General features: G+C 64.8%; 8 protein-coding genes. All 8 read right to left on the reverse strand.

The annotated features are described in order from the left end of the window. Window positions 1-298: 298 nt before the first annotated feature. Window positions 299-4,636, reverse strand: coding sequence for a tetratricopeptide repeat protein (locus tag J8F10_RS32980; protein ID WP_210661080.1), 4,338 nt, complete (start codon window positions 4,634-4,636; stop codon window positions 299-301). A gap of 86 nt (window positions 4,637-4,722) precedes the next feature. Next, window positions 4,723-5,364 carry a hypothetical protein gene (locus J8F10_RS32985; protein WP_210661082.1) on the reverse strand — a complete coding sequence of 214 codons (642 nt, stop codon included), beginning with the start codon at window positions 5,362-5,364 and terminating at the stop codon, window positions 4,723-4,725. A gap of 141 nt (window positions 5,365-5,505) precedes the next feature. After that, window positions 5,506-7,818 (reverse strand): polysaccharide biosynthesis tyrosine autokinase, encoded by a 2,313-nt coding sequence (locus tag J8F10_RS32990; protein ID WP_210661084.1) that lies wholly within the window; start codon window positions 7,816-7,818, stop codon window positions 5,506-5,508. 180 nt (window positions 7,819-7,998) lie between these two features. Next, a complete protein-coding gene (locus tag J8F10_RS32995; RefSeq protein ID WP_210661086.1) occupies window positions 7,999-8,904 on the reverse strand; it encodes an exosortase/archaeosortase family protein in 906 nt (301 codons plus the stop codon). A 213-nt stretch (window positions 8,905-9,117) separates the two neighbouring features. Continuing rightward, window positions 9,118-9,780, reverse strand: coding sequence for a hypothetical protein (locus J8F10_RS33000; RefSeq protein ID WP_210661088.1), 663 nt, complete (start codon window positions 9,778-9,780; stop codon window positions 9,118-9,120). A gap of 100 nt (window positions 9,781-9,880) precedes the next feature. After that, a complete protein-coding gene (locus J8F10_RS33005) occupies window positions 9,881-11,017 on the reverse strand; it encodes a hypothetical protein (RefSeq protein ID WP_210661090.1) in 1,137 nt (378 codons plus the stop codon). Window positions 11,018-11,182: 165 nt separating this feature from the next. Continuing rightward, the gene (locus J8F10_RS33010) at window positions 11,183-11,842 is read right to left on the reverse strand and encodes a sugar transferase (RefSeq protein WP_246523720.1); all 660 of its coding nucleotides are present in this window, start codon (window positions 11,840-11,842) and stop codon (window positions 11,183-11,185) included. A 2,030-nt stretch (window positions 11,843-13,872) separates the two neighbouring features. Continuing rightward, on the reverse strand, window positions 13,873-14,121 hold the full coding sequence (locus J8F10_RS33015) for a hypothetical protein (protein WP_210661094.1): 249 nt from the start codon (window positions 14,119-14,121) through the stop codon (window positions 13,873-13,875). Between the last annotated feature and the right edge of the window lie 951 nt (window positions 14,122-15,072).

A 15,072-nucleotide genomic window follows, 5' to 3' on the forward strand; every position in this document is an offset into this window, starting at 1 on the left:
CGGGTCCGGCCGGTGCTCGATCGGAAAGATCCTTCCTCAATTCGCTCTTGCCGTGGGTGTGAACTGACAATGTAACCCTGCCAGCCGCGGTCGCGACAGACGGAAAGAAACTGCCCGGAGTACGTCCGGACAGTTTCATTTGGATCGTCCCGCCCTTCCCGCCAGTGGCGGTAGGTATTAATGACGTCACCGGGGCCAGCGGCGTAAAAGACTCGGAGTGGTTCTCGGGTTGCCGGTCTATCGAACATGCGATTTTTTGCCTCTCCGCGATCCGTCGGTCAACAATTTACCGAGCCGTTCAGTGCTTCGGCTTCAGCTCCTGGGCGAGTTCCCTGTACTTTTTTTGCTCGGCCGGGAGCACGAGGCTCCCGTCGGTTTGGAGCGATTCAGATCGCTCCAACGCGCGGGCGACAACCGCCGGCGGTTTACCCGCTCGGTGGTACGCGGTCGCCAAGTGGAGGCACTTGGCGGCGGTCGCGTTCTGTTCGACGGCCTGCTCGAGGTCGGTAACGGCTTCGGTCGTCCGCCCCGAATCCAAGTGTAGCATCCCGCGGCTGTCGAGGAGGCCGGCCGTCGGCCCGTCGACGGCCCAAGCTTTCTCCAATAGTGCTCCGACCTCCTCGTTCCGGGAACCCGCGAGGATCAGCATGTACGCAACGTTATTAATCGCCGGGGCATTTTTTTCGTTCGCCGCGACCACCGTGCGGAATTCCCGAGCGGCCTCCGCGTAGCGCCCCCGGCGGGCGTGCATTAGCCCGGTCAGTTCGGCCGACGCCGGTGACGGCTTCGCGCGCCCGAGGCACGCCTTCACCTCGGCTTCGATCGCGTCGAGTTGTGAGTCCGATAACGGAACCGGGCAGTAACCGTAGGCCGCGGTCACAAGGGCCGTGGCAACACCGGCGGAACCAACCTTCTCTTCGACCTCCCGACCGAGTTTGATGGCCTCCTCGACTCGACCGCGGCGGGCGACGAACCCGACGAGGGCGAGCGCATCCGCCGCGGCGCCCCGCTTAGCCGCGTCCCGGTAGAGCGTTTCAGCCACGGGGAAGAGTGCGTCCCCGGCGCCGGGCTCGGCGCCGAGTTCGTCGGCCGCGCGAGCGGCGGCGCTGAGTCTCGGGAGCTCGGCTTCGGGAGGCGCCGAGCCGATTGGCTGAGCGGTTCGGGGGCGCGCCGCGCGGCTGAGGGCCGCGGCCGCGGCACGGAACTCGCCCCGTTTGACCAGGACGCGGGCCTGAAGGCGCACGGTGGCGAGGTCGTCGGGCGCGACCCGCTGAAGCTGGGCGAGCCACACCTCGGCATCGTCCGTTGCGCCGTTTCGTAACAGCCGGTCAACGAAGGACCGGAGGTACGTCGGGTTGTCGCCCTCGCGCGCCAGGAGGGAACCGAACACGCGCCGAGCGTCCACCCAGGCCCCGGTGTCGGCGTACAATTGTGCGAGGAAAAACAGTTCGTCCGGGCCGGGCGCGCGCCCGGTGCCGAGCCGCAGGAGGACGTTAAGGGCCTCGCGGCGGTGGTGCGCGCGCGTGCCCAACACGCGCGCCTTGGCCAACAGGTCGTCCGGGTTCTCCGGTGCGAGCGCGAGGTTCTGCTCGATCAATCCGAGGGCTTCCTGAAAAGTGGCAGGGTCGTTGATCGCGGCCAGGGCGATCGCGAGCGCCCGCCGAACCGCGGCCGCGTCCGTGGCCGTTAGAGCGGGGGCCGAACCCGCGAGCACATTTCGGAGAACGGGGACGGCCTTTGCAAGGGTTCCCGATCGACTGTGAAACTCGAACAATTTTCCGATCGCCGCGGCGTCGCCGGGGCGGGCCGCGGCCGAGGCGTACCCTTTCCCCGCCTCTTCCATCCGGCCGAGGGCTTCGTTGCACTGCGCGAGTGTCAGAACTTGTTCTCCCGAATCTTTCAGGTGCTCGCGCGCTTCGGCAAGTACCTCTTCCGCCTTGTCTCGCTTTCCAGTTCGGACGTGGAGCTTGACCAGAGCGACCCACGGCGCGCCGTGGGGGCCGGAGACCTCAATGGCCCGGCGGAGCGCGCCGACCGCCTCGTCGCGCCGGCCGGCGCGGTCCATGATCTCGGCCTGCCAGAGGTGTTCCTCGTACTGCTTGGAGTCGGGCGCGACGACCCCGATGGCGAGTTGGACCGCCTCCTCGGGTTGTCGATTGAACAGGGACACCTCGGCCGCCAGCTTGTTGATCGGAGCAAACGGGTCCGCGCCGGTACGGAGCTTCCGAAGCAGCGCGTCGGCCTCCGCGTACCGGCGATCGGCGCACAGGAGTTGAACGGCTCGAAGGACGATCGGGGGGCGCCGTTCGCCCAGCCCGACCGCCCGCAGGTATTCGGCGAGCGCCTCGGTGGGGTTCTTCTCCAGTTCGGCGAGGATTGCCCGGCTGGTCGAAAGCGCCGCCCACGACGGCCGCAGCCGGGTCGCGGCATTCAGGTGCTGGCGCGCCTCCCGGATGCTCTCGGGGGACTGGTCGCGGGGGCGCGCAATACGGAGGAGCGCCTCGGCGTAGTGCCCGAAGGCACTGTCTTGACCACCCACCGCTTGGTTGATCTCTCTGACGATTTTTTCCATTTGGCCCCGATCATCCGCCTGAACTGCGAGCTCGAAGAGCTGGAACCGGGCCGACAGGTCCGCCGGCCGGAGCGTGACGACCTCCCGCCACCACCGCTGGGCGCCGGACAGGTCGCGCCACCGCGTGTGAGCTTCGGCCAACCCGGTGGCCAAGCGGCACCGGTCGTCCATACGATCGGTCGGCTTGGCCACCTGAGCCGCGAGCTGAAATGTACCTTGGGCCAGCGCCCGGATCGCGACCCGAACGCCCACCTGAACAGCGACGGGAACCGTCGGGTCGGGGCGCTCGCTGGGGGGCGGCGGGAGGAGTTCGAGCCGGGTCAGGGCGGAATCGATGGAGGGGCCGGCCAATCGGTCGAGGGTATCGATCTCCGCCCACGCGCCGGCGGCTTTACCGTGCTGGTAGAGCAGGCGGGCCAGGGGCAGCGCGATGTCGGCCCGTGGCCCCGCGCCGGCCGATCCCGGGGGGGCGGCGAGGGCCTTCCGCAAGAGCGCTTCCGCCTCATCAGGTTTCCGGTCCGCGGAGAGCACTTCGGCCCGCAAAAGGAGAAGTTCGGTCGAGTTCGGGGACCGCTCGGCGGCTTGGGCAAAGGTCGGTTCGAGGTCCCGCGGGCGGCGGTCCGCGGGCGGGATCGAAAGGTACTCGAGAACCCGCAACCGGGTGAACATGAGCCGCACCTCGGCGGGCGCCGTCGGCGCGTCCGCGAGTCGCCCGTACAGGTCCGCGGCCTCCCCCAATCGGTTGAGCGAGATTAGGGTCCGGGCTTCGCCCGTGGGAGCGTCCGTTCGGTCCGGGGCCAAGATCCGGGCCCGTCGGTACGCGACGAGCGCGAGGTCCCCCTCACCGAGTCGTTCGTGGCAGCGGCCCAAGAGAACGTCCGCTTCGGCGGCGAGGTCACGGGGCGCGGTGGTGAGGGCCGGCCGGCCGGCCTCGAGTGTTGCCCGCGCGGCCCGCCAATCTCCCCCGGCCATTTGCAACCGCCCCCGGAGAACAACGGCCCGTTCGGGCGCGTGCTTCCACCGGCCGATCTCGGTCAGCACCCGTTCCGCCTCGCTCAGGTTCCCCGCTTGTAGTGCCATGTCGGCCTGGGCGAACAGCACCTCCGGGTTACCGGGGAGTCGGGTCGCGGCCCGGCGCAGAACCTCGGCGGCCTCGGTGCGGTTACCGTCCTTCGCTTCAACTACTGCGAGAGCCAAGTACAGGCGCTCGTCGCCGGGGTTGTGGTCGATCGCCGTTCTGAGGTGGCCGCGGGCCTGCGCGTGTTTGTTGGCGACAACGGCAACGGCGGCGGCGGTGAAGCGGACGTCGCCGTTCTTCGGAGCGAGCGCGACGGCCTTATCGAGGTTGCGCGCGACGAGCTCGTCGCAGTTGCGAATCTCGTCCTTCTTGCCGAACTCATGGAGGTACTTTGCCCTAGTAAGGTACGCCGTCTCATTGAGCGGATTGGCCTCGACCATCCGCTCAATGATGTTCGCGGCGTCTTTCACGCGCTCGGTGCGGCGGCGGAGCAGAAGTGCAAGTTGGGCGTACCGGGGGACCACGTGCGGGTCGAGTTCGATCGCGCGCTGGTAACTCTGTTCGGCCGCCTCGGTCTTGCCCTGGACCTCCTGGCACACGCCCTGCAAGTACACGGCCTCGGCATCGGGCGCGGCGCCCGCGTTGAGTACGGCCAGGTGAGGTGCGGCCTCGGGGAAGCGCTTTTCATTCGTGTAGATCCGGGCGAGGCGGAGCCTGACGTCCGCCCGGTCGGGGGCCTCGGCGAGAACACGCTCGAACACCTCCGCGACCGCCGCAAGGGTCTTCTCGTCCCGTGCCAGGGATTCCGCCAGGAGCCCGTACCGGGCGCGCGCGGCCGTGTCCCCGGGGGTCCGCTCGAGGTACGAAGCGAGCAGCCACAGGGCCCGGTCCCGCCGCCCTTTCGCCTCGGCCGAGTCGGCGAGTTCCAAGAGGCCCGGGGCGTTACGGCGCACCTGCCAGCGCTGGAGGAGGGCGACGCCGGCGACGGACACGAGGACCGCTGCCAGAAACAGCACCGACACTCGGATGTTCAATCGCTCGCGCATTCTGCGTTCCTTACGACCCCGACCCGAATCGGCCGGGGTACGGCTTGAACGGCCCGCACCGGTGCGGACCCGTTCGTCGGACTGACTCAGCGCCCGGACAACACGCCATCGAGCTCGGGGAGCAGTGCGGCCAGCAACTGCATCCCGGGATCGTTCTCGACGGGTTCGTCGGGGGAAATCACCTGGCGGACGACGTAGCACTTATAGATCACGGGGGACCGACGGAAGGTCCGCAAGGGGTTGCCCGGAACCTGCCAGCCCCTCCCGTCCGACCACGCCCAAATCACCCGGAGGTGAATCGGCGCGAGCGCGTCGGGTTTCGTGAAGTTCGATACCCAGAATTCCGGCGCCGGGTCCTCGGCCGGCGCCGGGGAGGCCCGCAGGTCCGTACCGGAACAGGGGTACCCGTTCACCGGGTAACAGACCCGCGGGGTGTGTGCGGCGATGCTGTCGGTGGGACCGCAGGAGAGGAACACTGTCGCCGTCGAGCCGGTGATTCTGTTCACGAACCGGACGCTCACCGCGCGCCCGACCATTTCCTCGGGAAGTGTGAGCGTGTCGACCTCGATGCGCTCGCCTTCCCAAGCTCCAGCGCGCAACGGGACGCGCTCGATTCGGTCGACCGCGGTGCCGGCAACCGATTCGGCCCAGGAATCCCAGCGGTGGGTGTAGATCCCGTGGAGGCCCCCACTCAACCCGAGCAGAGCGATTGCGGCGATGCGGAGCATGAACCCTCGCGGCAGAAGAGAACGGGAGGCGCCGGACAAAGTCTCAGAGCGCCTTCTCGGATCGGCCCCTGTGAATCTGAGACAACTAGCGACTTCAAACCCCGAGCCGCGCCCAAGAAAGCTCGGAACGGCACTCGTGCATCAGATCACGCGCCCGTCACCAGCGACAATGGTCGGGGCGGGCGAATCGAGTGGCTGCCCGTACCCCTGGGCGTAAGACTGGCCGTGGGCCACGCCGTTGACCACCACACCGAGGAACGGGAGCTGGTGATCGTTCAGCCGCTCGTACCCGGCGTACACGTCGGCCGCCCGACTGATCCCCGGCCGGACCGAGTACAACAGGCCGTCGACGCACCCGGCCACCATGAGCGCGTCGGGGACGAGGAGCAGCGGGCTCGAGTCGATGATAACGAAGTCGTACTGCGCGCGCAGCTCGTCCACGACGCGCTGGATCGTCGCCCGTTGAGCGAGTGCCGCGGTCGCGTCGTGTGTGAGTTTACCGGCCGCGAGGATGTGGAGGTGGGCGGTCTCGGTCGGCCTGATGACCTGGTCGAGGCCGGCGGTACCCGCGAGGACTTCGCACACACCGGGCGCGTGAACGACGCCGAACAACCGGTGAAGGGACGGGGCCCGCAGGTCGAAATCGACCAGAACGGTGCGGCGCCGCGCCCGCGCGAGGCTCGCGGCCAACTCGGTAGCGAGCGTCGTTTTCCCCTCGCCCGGTCCCGAACTGGAAACCATGAGGGCCGCGCCGCGCCCCTCGGAGTGCGCGTGAAGGAGCGTGGTCCGGAGCCCGTCGATCGACTCGACGAACCCGCGGCGGTACTTGCTTTGGCCGCCCCCAGCGGGCCGGTCGTCGGGCGCGTTCGGGAGGGACCCGATCACCCGCAGCCGGAGCCCCCGAGAGACGTCCGCGGGGGTGTGGATGCGGTTGACCCGGAGGTCGAAGGCGGCGACCGCGAACAGGCCCGCGAACAGGCCCATCAGCCCGGCCCCGGCCGCCTCTTGGAACCGGCCGTTCTTGTTTAACACGGCGGCGTCCTCGGCGCGGTACCGCACCGACACGCGCTGCCGGGCCGAGTTCTGTAACTCCAATTCCAGGCGCTGCTTTTGTTCCAGAATCGTCCGGTGGAACTGCTCGCTCCGCTCCACCTCGGCCCGCTCGAGTTCCAGTGAGACGGAGCTGAGACCGAGGGACTCGATGTCGCCTTTCAGCGCGTTGACCTCGCTCGAGAGCGCCTCTCGCTGGCTCTGGATCGCGTCGCGTTCGATTTCGGCCTCCCGGAGCAACTGAGCTGTGCTCGCGACGGTTCGTGCCCGGTCCCGGGCCGCGATCGCCACACGCCGCTCCTCCCGAGCAGTCGCGACGGCCGCCTCGGCCGCACTCAGGCGCCGCTGCGCGTCCTTTTTTGCAACGTTGTTCGGATCCGCGAAGATCGCATCGAGCCGTTTGAGTTGGTCGCGGAGTTTGGCGGCGTCCGCCTCCAAAGCGACGACCCGCGGGTCCGTGTCGAGCTCGTGATCGATGAGCGCGTCCGCGCCCGCGGCACCGAGCGGCGCGGGCGTGTGCCACGGGATCGGGAGCCGTTTGACCGGGTCGAGCCGGAGGCGGTAGAGGGCGATCTTGATTTCCAGGTCGCGATGGCGGGAGCTCGTGACCGCGAGCTCCCGCTTGAGGGCCGCGGACTCGTCGAGGAGAGCCTGCTGCTTGAGTGTGAGAATTTTGGGATCCCCGCCCTTGAGCGCCCGCGTGATCGTTTGAACGGACTCGCGGAGCCGCCGGAGCTGTTCCTTGACGCTGCTCGCTGCTTTATCCAAGTCGTAGAGGTGCGCCTTTTGGGACGTTTGTTCCGCGCCAACGACTTCGGCCATGTACGCTTCGACGACGGCGTTCACGACCGGGGCCAGATCACTCTTCCCGCCGCGCGCGGTCAGGGACACGCGCACAATTTCGGTGTTCGGGATCTGCTCGACCACCAGTTCTTTCTCGAGCCACTCTACCGGCTCGGGCTGCGCTTGAACGAACGGGAGCTGGCGGACCTTTTCATTTCGGAGGGCCACCGAGAGCACGGTCCGGCTGCGCACCAGAGCGATCTGGGTTTTGGTATAAGTGGAGCCGTCCGGGAGCCGGGTGGCGTCCGGGAGCATTTTGGGCTCCGTGGACGCTACCTGAATAATGGCGAACGCGGTGTACTTCTCCGGGCGGAGGGTCCAAGTGGTGGCGGCGGCCCCGAGCGCGAGGACGAGCCCCAGCGCCAGCGCCACCGGCCAGCGGCGGCGGAGTGCCGCAAGGACCGCCCCCGGGGTGACGCGCTGGCGGAGGCCCGGCGGTCCGGCGTGGTCCGGCTTGCTCGGTGCCCGCTCGGGGACCAATCTGAGGACGCCCCCGGTAGCCGGCTGCAGGGCCCCGTGCGATTGGCCGATACCTGATTGGGACGGAATCGGTAGGGACATTTTGATTACACTTTCTCGGCCCGCTCGTTGCAGACTCGCAGATCAAAACAACCGCCCGGTGGAGTTGCTGAGGCGCGAATTTTGCTGCGCGAGCCGAGCGAAAGTTCCATGAATTAGGTATTTATTTCGACGCCGGACCCGACCTAAAAGTTGCACCTTCGGCGGCGATTGTCGTCGCGCTCAGACCGCGGCGACGGCCGAAGAACCCGGCGCCCAGGCCGGCGCCGAAGGCACCGGTCGGAACAGTTTCGAGAGCACGAACACTTCCGCGCCCAACAGCAGGAACGCAAGGGGCACCATCAGCCAGCCGGCGAGGTCGTGGAAGATGAAGTAGCCGGTCTCGGTCCCCAGGGACTCGCTCGCGACCCCGGCCGTGGTGATCCGAATCACGTTGCACGCGATGGCGAGGGGCACGGCGCTGACCACCAGGATCGCCTTGCGAACCCAGCCCGCGGGAACCAGGGCCGCGGCGACCAGCGCCAGGGCACAGAACACCGTCAGCATGCGCAACCCGCTGCACGCTTCGACGACCCCGAGTTCGGTAGTTTTGAGGAGGATCAGGTTCCCTTCGCGAGCGGCCACGACCCCGAAGGTCTGCAGCGCGAACGTGCTCGCGCGGGTCGCAATGGACTGGAGCGCGTCGGTGAGCGACGTCCCACCGACCGAACTGGGGATCGGAAACATGAAGACCAACAGTGCGAGCGCCGGCCACGCGCGGTTCAGCCACGCCGGGCCGCCGAAGAGTAGGCAAATCGCGACGAGGGATGCCAACAGCGACAGGTGGTCGAACGGGGTCACGAAGAAATAGGCCCCTGCGGTCCGAAGGCCCACTGCCCCCGCCAGGAGACTGAGCCCCCACCACGGTGCCGGTGCGGTGCCCGGGGGGCGCTCCCACGCGCGATACCAGAGCAAACCCAGAGCGAGGATCGGGACCAGGAACCCTTGAGAGTAATTCGGGTCGGAGTGCCAGAGGCGGACGAGCGCGCGACCCGTGGGGTAGTACGCCCAGGCCGCAGTTGCGGCGGCGGCTACGATCAGCAGGCCGGTGCTCGTTCCGAAGAACCGGAGTTTCTCAAACAAGGCCATGACGTTACCCGGGCGTCGAAGTTGTCGATTCGTGAAGAGGTTGCCCCCGACCAGCGACCGCACGAGCCGATTTCGGGTGCCGGGCGCGAAGTCACCAGTTTAGTACAGTAACACACGGACGACGGTCCAATGAGAAAAGTTGAGCGGGGCTGCCGACCCTTCGCGCAGCCCCGCTCCTCTCAGTGGGCACTCACAAGTGCCCGCTGGGACAGTTTACACAGCGGCGGCCGCGATCTCGCGGCGCCGACGAGCGAACCCGAAGACCAGACCCAGGCAAGGCAGGCCCGCGATGGCCGCGAAGATCCCCGACGGTTCGGGCAAAGCCATAGGAACGGCGACCTCGCCGAACGCGCCGATGGGCGACCCGGCGGCGGCGCCCCGGTTTCGGGTGACCTGGCTGGCGTACAGACCGCTCTCGTTCACGCCAGTCGCCGTCGACGTGATCGTAAGCGCTCCCACGAAGGTCGTGTCCGCCGTCAGGGTCGAACCGGCGTAGGTAAGCACAACGTTCGGCAGCGCCGTGTCGCGCCCTGCCTCAGGGGTAAACCCGGCCGGGTTCTTTCCGGTCGCCGGGGTCGCCAGGCTGAATAGATCCGGATCCGCCGCTAGGATCTCGGCACTCAGGCCCGCTGACTTAAACCCCACAACGTCGTACAGGGTGACAAAGTTCCCCGCTTGCAGCCGCTGGGCCGACACCCCGCCGCTGACGGAGGTGTTGAAGCTCACGTCATAGACGAAGATCCCGGCCGAGGTGTTCGACGCCGATTCATTGAGGCTGATTTGCAGGTCCGCCCGGGCGGGGGCGGCGCTGGCGCAGATCGCCACGGCGGCGAACAGCACCTTTGCGCAGGTTGCGAGCATACGGGCGCTCTTCATTGCATCTCCTTGAAACAGGCCGTCGGAACAATCCCGGGCACCACAATGGGGCCTGGAAAACTAAAAAACGCGACGCGATCGGAGGCCTTTCCCGATCACGTCAGTCGGTCGCAGTAGGGAGCGGCACGGCATCGGCCTCTCGGCCGCCCGTGTTAGCGCCGCCCAATCCGTCCCGAATCGAGCGCCGGAGCGCTCGCACGGTTTCCACAGCCCGTGCGCCCCAGGTCGCGATCCGATCGCGCGAGCGGGCCGCGATGGCCGTCAAGCGCGCCGGGAGGTGGTCGGTCAAACTGGCGACGGCCACCCCGGTGGTAACAAGGACAGCTCCCTCTTTCCCGAGGGTGATAACCCGACCCTGGGCCACCAGCGCGCAATCGAGGCGCACGTCTTCACCGACGTAAGTGCCCGGCAGAACCGCGGTGTCCGTGATGACCACGCCCCGGTCAATAATGCAGTCGGCGCCGACGGCAACGTTCGGTCCGATGGTGGCCCGGGCCGCGATCTCGGAACCCGCGCCAATGAACACCGGGCCGATCAACGTTGCCAGCGGGTGAACGCGCGCGCTCGGCGCCACGCGGACCCCCGGGGGCCAATTCCCGACGCACCCCGGAATGGGGGGGGCGAGATCCCCGAGCGCCGCGCGATTCGCGGCCAGGTACCCGCCGAGCGTTCGGAAGTCGAGCGCGTCGAGCGCCGCGACCCGCTGGGTCCGATCGCCCTCACCGACGAGGTGACTCTCTAGTTGTCGCTCGTCGGAAATAGCCGGAATGCGTTCGGCCCTCCCGGATACCGTTGCCCAACCGCTCCACCGCCGGGACTGATCGGACCCGGGGCCGTCAATCGGATCCGACTCCGCATCGTATAGGACCGTCGCCGGGCCACCGGCTCCGGCGGGTGCGAGCACGGTTACGAGGCAGTCGCCGCGGCCGAGGACCAAGGCCTCTCCGTCCGCGCGGCCCGCGAGCAGTCGCCCAACGATCTGGTACACATGCGCGGCACTCGTCGCGGCGTGGTGCCTGAAGCGGACCCCCCACCGCGTCCCGTCCCCCAAAAAATCCAGGGCGGCTTCGCAATTGGGCGGGGACACCCAATCGACAACAGTGACCCGGGAACGGACCAAGGTTTCGCACACGTGATCGAGGAACGGGCGGTCGGCGAGGAGCGCCAGTGGCAGATCGCTCAGCGCGCCGAGCGCCCCGCTCCCCGAATGATCGCTCGTGATGACAACGGCACGCATTTCAATCCCCGTCGTTTCGGCTCGACGCTTGTGCTCGAGTTCGGTGCTCAATGGGAACTGCACGCTCTCCGCGCTCCGGTCGGGCCGCGGCCAGAGGGGCAGACGATCCCCTGGTCACAGAATCTAGCCGACCGCGATAATTGCTTGCTGTCTTGCTATTGCACGTCAGTACGCGCCCCGGCCGAACAGAACGGCGGGGACGGTGAGGACGAGGAGCTTCAGGTCGAGCAGGAGCGACTGTTTCTGGATGTACTCGATGTCCATTTCCACTTGGCGCCCGAAGGGAATGTCGCCCCGGCCGCTGACCTGCCAGATGCACGTCAGCCCCGGTGTCGCGGCCAGGCGGCGGCGCTCTGTCGGGGTGTACTGGGCCACCTCGCGCACCACCGCCGGGCGCGGGCCGACCAGTGTCATGCGCCCGGTCAGTACGCACCAGAGCTGGGGCAATTCGTCAATACTCGCCCGACGTATTAGGCGCCCGATCCACGTGACGCGCGGGTCGCGCTTGAGCTTGAATGTGACCCCGCTCTGGTGGTGGTTCTGGTCGAGAATCGCGGTGAGCAGGCGCTCGGCGTTGGGGACCATCGAGCGGAACTTCGGAAACCGGAACTCGCGCCCCCAGCGGCCGACCCGCGTTTGCCAGAACAACACGGGGCCACCGTCGGTCGCCTTAATCAGCAGCGCCACTATCGCGAACAGGGGGGCGAGGGCGATCAAGAGGGCGAGAGCGACCGAGACGTCGAGCGCTCGCTTGGCGACTGCTCCGGCGGTACGGCCCGCCAGCCGGCCGTACTTCTTTCGCTGGAACCGGGCGGCCCGTCGCAAGGTCCATCCCGAGTTCGCACGCGGCGCCCGATCGTCAAGAGTCGCCCGCACTTTCGCGAGCGGTCGCACGGCACTTGAGGCCGGGTGCGGAGCCTGGATCTGGAAAGGCGATTCCGTCGCACAGTCAAAAGACTCCACCATACGACACTCGCTCCTTGTTTGAACAGCACAACCAACCCTACAGACCGCCACCTACTGACCGCAATGGGCTACATAAAATACTCACATAAAAATCCCACCGTCATTAAACGCGAACATTAGACACCTACGCGGATTGCCGCCTCGTGCAATAGCGACGGATCGCTTGCGAGCCAGAGGCGCCCTTATTCGTTCTCCACGGAACAAACGAAAAGGGGGATCAATTGTTAGAAAACGATTAACTCAGTTCGTGGCGGGGAAGAGATTGGCCACTGAGCAAGCGCCAAAGCTTAATCGTACAGCAGGCTTTCTCCGAAATCGGGTTAGCCGATTGACTACTGTGTGTGGCGATTCCACTCTTCTGTCGTGATGCAAGTTGTGTCAGCATTGGGACTCCGCAATCTAATTGCTGGGCGAGCGTTCCACGCTTCGAATTAATTCGCCCCTTGCAATTAATCCGCTGCTGGACGATGCAATCCGTCTGCGAAAAGATTTCGGCCATAGTTTTGGGTCGTCGTCGCCCAAAAAACATGAACAAAACCTCCGAGCCTTGACCTTACGAACAGAGCAGGTGCAATAAAGTTCCGCATCTGCCCGAAAATATTCTTCCAAGTCGCAATCGCAACCCCGAACTAGCAGTATTTTTTAGCGACCCTACGGCCGTACACAACCCAAATAATTGCTTTTTTCGGACGCAGTATGGAATATTCTGACATCGCATCAATTCCCTTTTAAATTCAGGAAATGCGATGGAATTATGTCATTGCATGGCTGCTCCCGACCTCTTGCAGTGCCAGTTTGTCAAGCCGAAGTGCATTGGATTCAGTAGCGAATTGAGCGGATTAATTATTTCTTCATCTGTTGGGGGTGGTGCCGTGCCTTGATTCTCGCACATCCAATCAGTTCGGTCAAAATGTTCCTGTCCGCCCCTTGCGATGTATTCACAGCAATTTTCTTGCCACATTCGCAGTTGTTTTATTTCCTCTATCTGATGTTATTGCGAAAATGCAATGGCACCTCTTGCGTTGCTCGACGGGGCGCCTGATGTATTCACTAGCAGGTGTGCGCAGTCGGTCAATGTGGCACTTGCCTCTGATATCTACGGTCCGGCGGTCTCGTCTCGCCACTATCTGGTGTTGCAAAATTAATCAGTTTATTTTATAGAGATTATTTTAATTAAATTAATGTCGAATCGATTGTCGTTCAGCGTCATTGCTCTCATGTTGCCAAGATATGTACGCGCTTCGCGACAGCTAGTGATTTCCGCTCAGCCATCCCCTGGCACAGAATGACCTCGAATTTCGTTGATTAACACTTCCCGTGTTCGGCGAGTTCGCGCAATTCGTCGCCCTACGGTCTTGCGGCGCGGCGCTGGATCGGGTCTTCTCGGACTGATTTCCTTATCTGTTGACGACAGAGCAGAATCTTGGCGTGGGGAGAGCGGCGGAGCAAACGTGCCGCGTGTGAGCGGCTCGGGCGGTCGGCGGCGGTATCCTCCCGCCAAGGAGTTTGTTGTGCCGGGAAGTGCTGTGGATTCCACGATACCGGCAGCGCCCAGCACCTCGGGCACCCGCTCCAGTGGGTGAACTCGAGCGCAGCGCAAAGCGGTCAAACGGTGATGCAATGGGATCCGTAATTTCCGGTAGATCGTTACCCGAAATAAAGTGGGGAAATGAGTTGGAACGGAGAACCTTTTCCGTGGTGTGTGCCAAGAGCAAATCGGATCGGGCCTGCGGAGAATTTCGGTGAGTTGCAACGAGTGGCCCTGGTCCGTTCTTGGCCCTCAGATAATTAGGGAAAAGCGCACAGAAGTCGTTCTCTAACCCAAAGCCAGGATGGACTGTGCTTTCGGAATTTCGCTCGAAAAAATGACGGCCGTCAATGCAATGAATTCATTTCCTCCCGAGCCATCGCCGGAACCGAGCTGCGAGCCCGGTCGCGTGCTGAGAAACCGTTTCCGGCGTTGCCAAGAGCACAACTTCGATCCACCGGTCGGAAGCGTCGTCCCAGACGAGGACGGGAAAGGTCTCCCATCCGGGCGTCAGAAAATCGAGATCGTCACGGATCTGCTTTTGCCAACCAGGTTTGATTTCGTCCAAGTGCGCCCGAACTTCGTCAGCGCGGCATTTCGTCCCCGTCATTTTAACTCTCCCCCGCTCGATTGCGAACTGCGCCGAATAAGGCTAGAACACAGAGCTGTGGGAAAAAAAACGCGACTCAACTAGAAAACAATAAAAAACACCAGAGTGGCAACATTCATTTTAGGCGAGAATGCCACTGGAAGTCAAAAGTCGCAAATTTCGCGCCATCGCGTATCGCCATCGAACTCGTCATCTTGGAAAGAGATCAGACATCGTGCCGTTCGGCACCAGTAAGTACTGATTTTCTGTGTGGCGCGGCCGCGGCGTAACGTGGGTGAATTCTCTCTGCGGGTCGGAACCCGTACTCATAGCTCCAGATCCAGACGTGAATTTCACACCGAAGTTAACATTACTCAGCCCGTTCGCGTTGTGGAGTTGAAGCGGGATTGGTGCCAAATTGCGTCGATCCGTTACGCATCAGTCGCGTTGGATGTTCTTTCCTGGCAACACCTTCTGCGATGATCGATGGCAACTAATCAACAGGGCTCGTTATTAGTTGCTCACGGACCATCTCGACACACCGGCAACGTGGCCCGCAATGGGCGGATTGGGGGCAGGGTTCGGCGCCGGGTAGACCCGGCACCGCGCAGTTTACGCGGAATGGTATGGCCAACCGCGAGAACAGAAGCTCTCCAACACTCGGGTAATTACAGTCCGCACGTGCCCGGCGCTCGCCGGTCGTCATCGGCTCGATCCGGCCCGGTGAAATTGATCACGTCCAGTGCCTGAAATGTGATGGACGAACAATCCTGTCGCAACCCGCGGGTCTTGACGTCAACAAGGCGTTCTAGCACACGAATCGTGACTCGTCCGAAGAGGCACGGCCAGTGTGCGCGGGTAAAGGCGGGGCGTAAATTTGCGCGTTGGCGCCGTCTGCCTGCAGTCGCGTGACGTCGAGCCGACCCGCTCGGCTCGACGTCGGAGTCGAGCGCGCATGTTTTTGGGCTCCCG

It is taken from the genome of Gemmata palustris (assembly GCF_017939745.1).
GTDB classification, from domain to species: Bacteria; Planctomycetota; Planctomycetia; order Gemmatales; family Gemmataceae; genus Gemmata; species Gemmata palustris.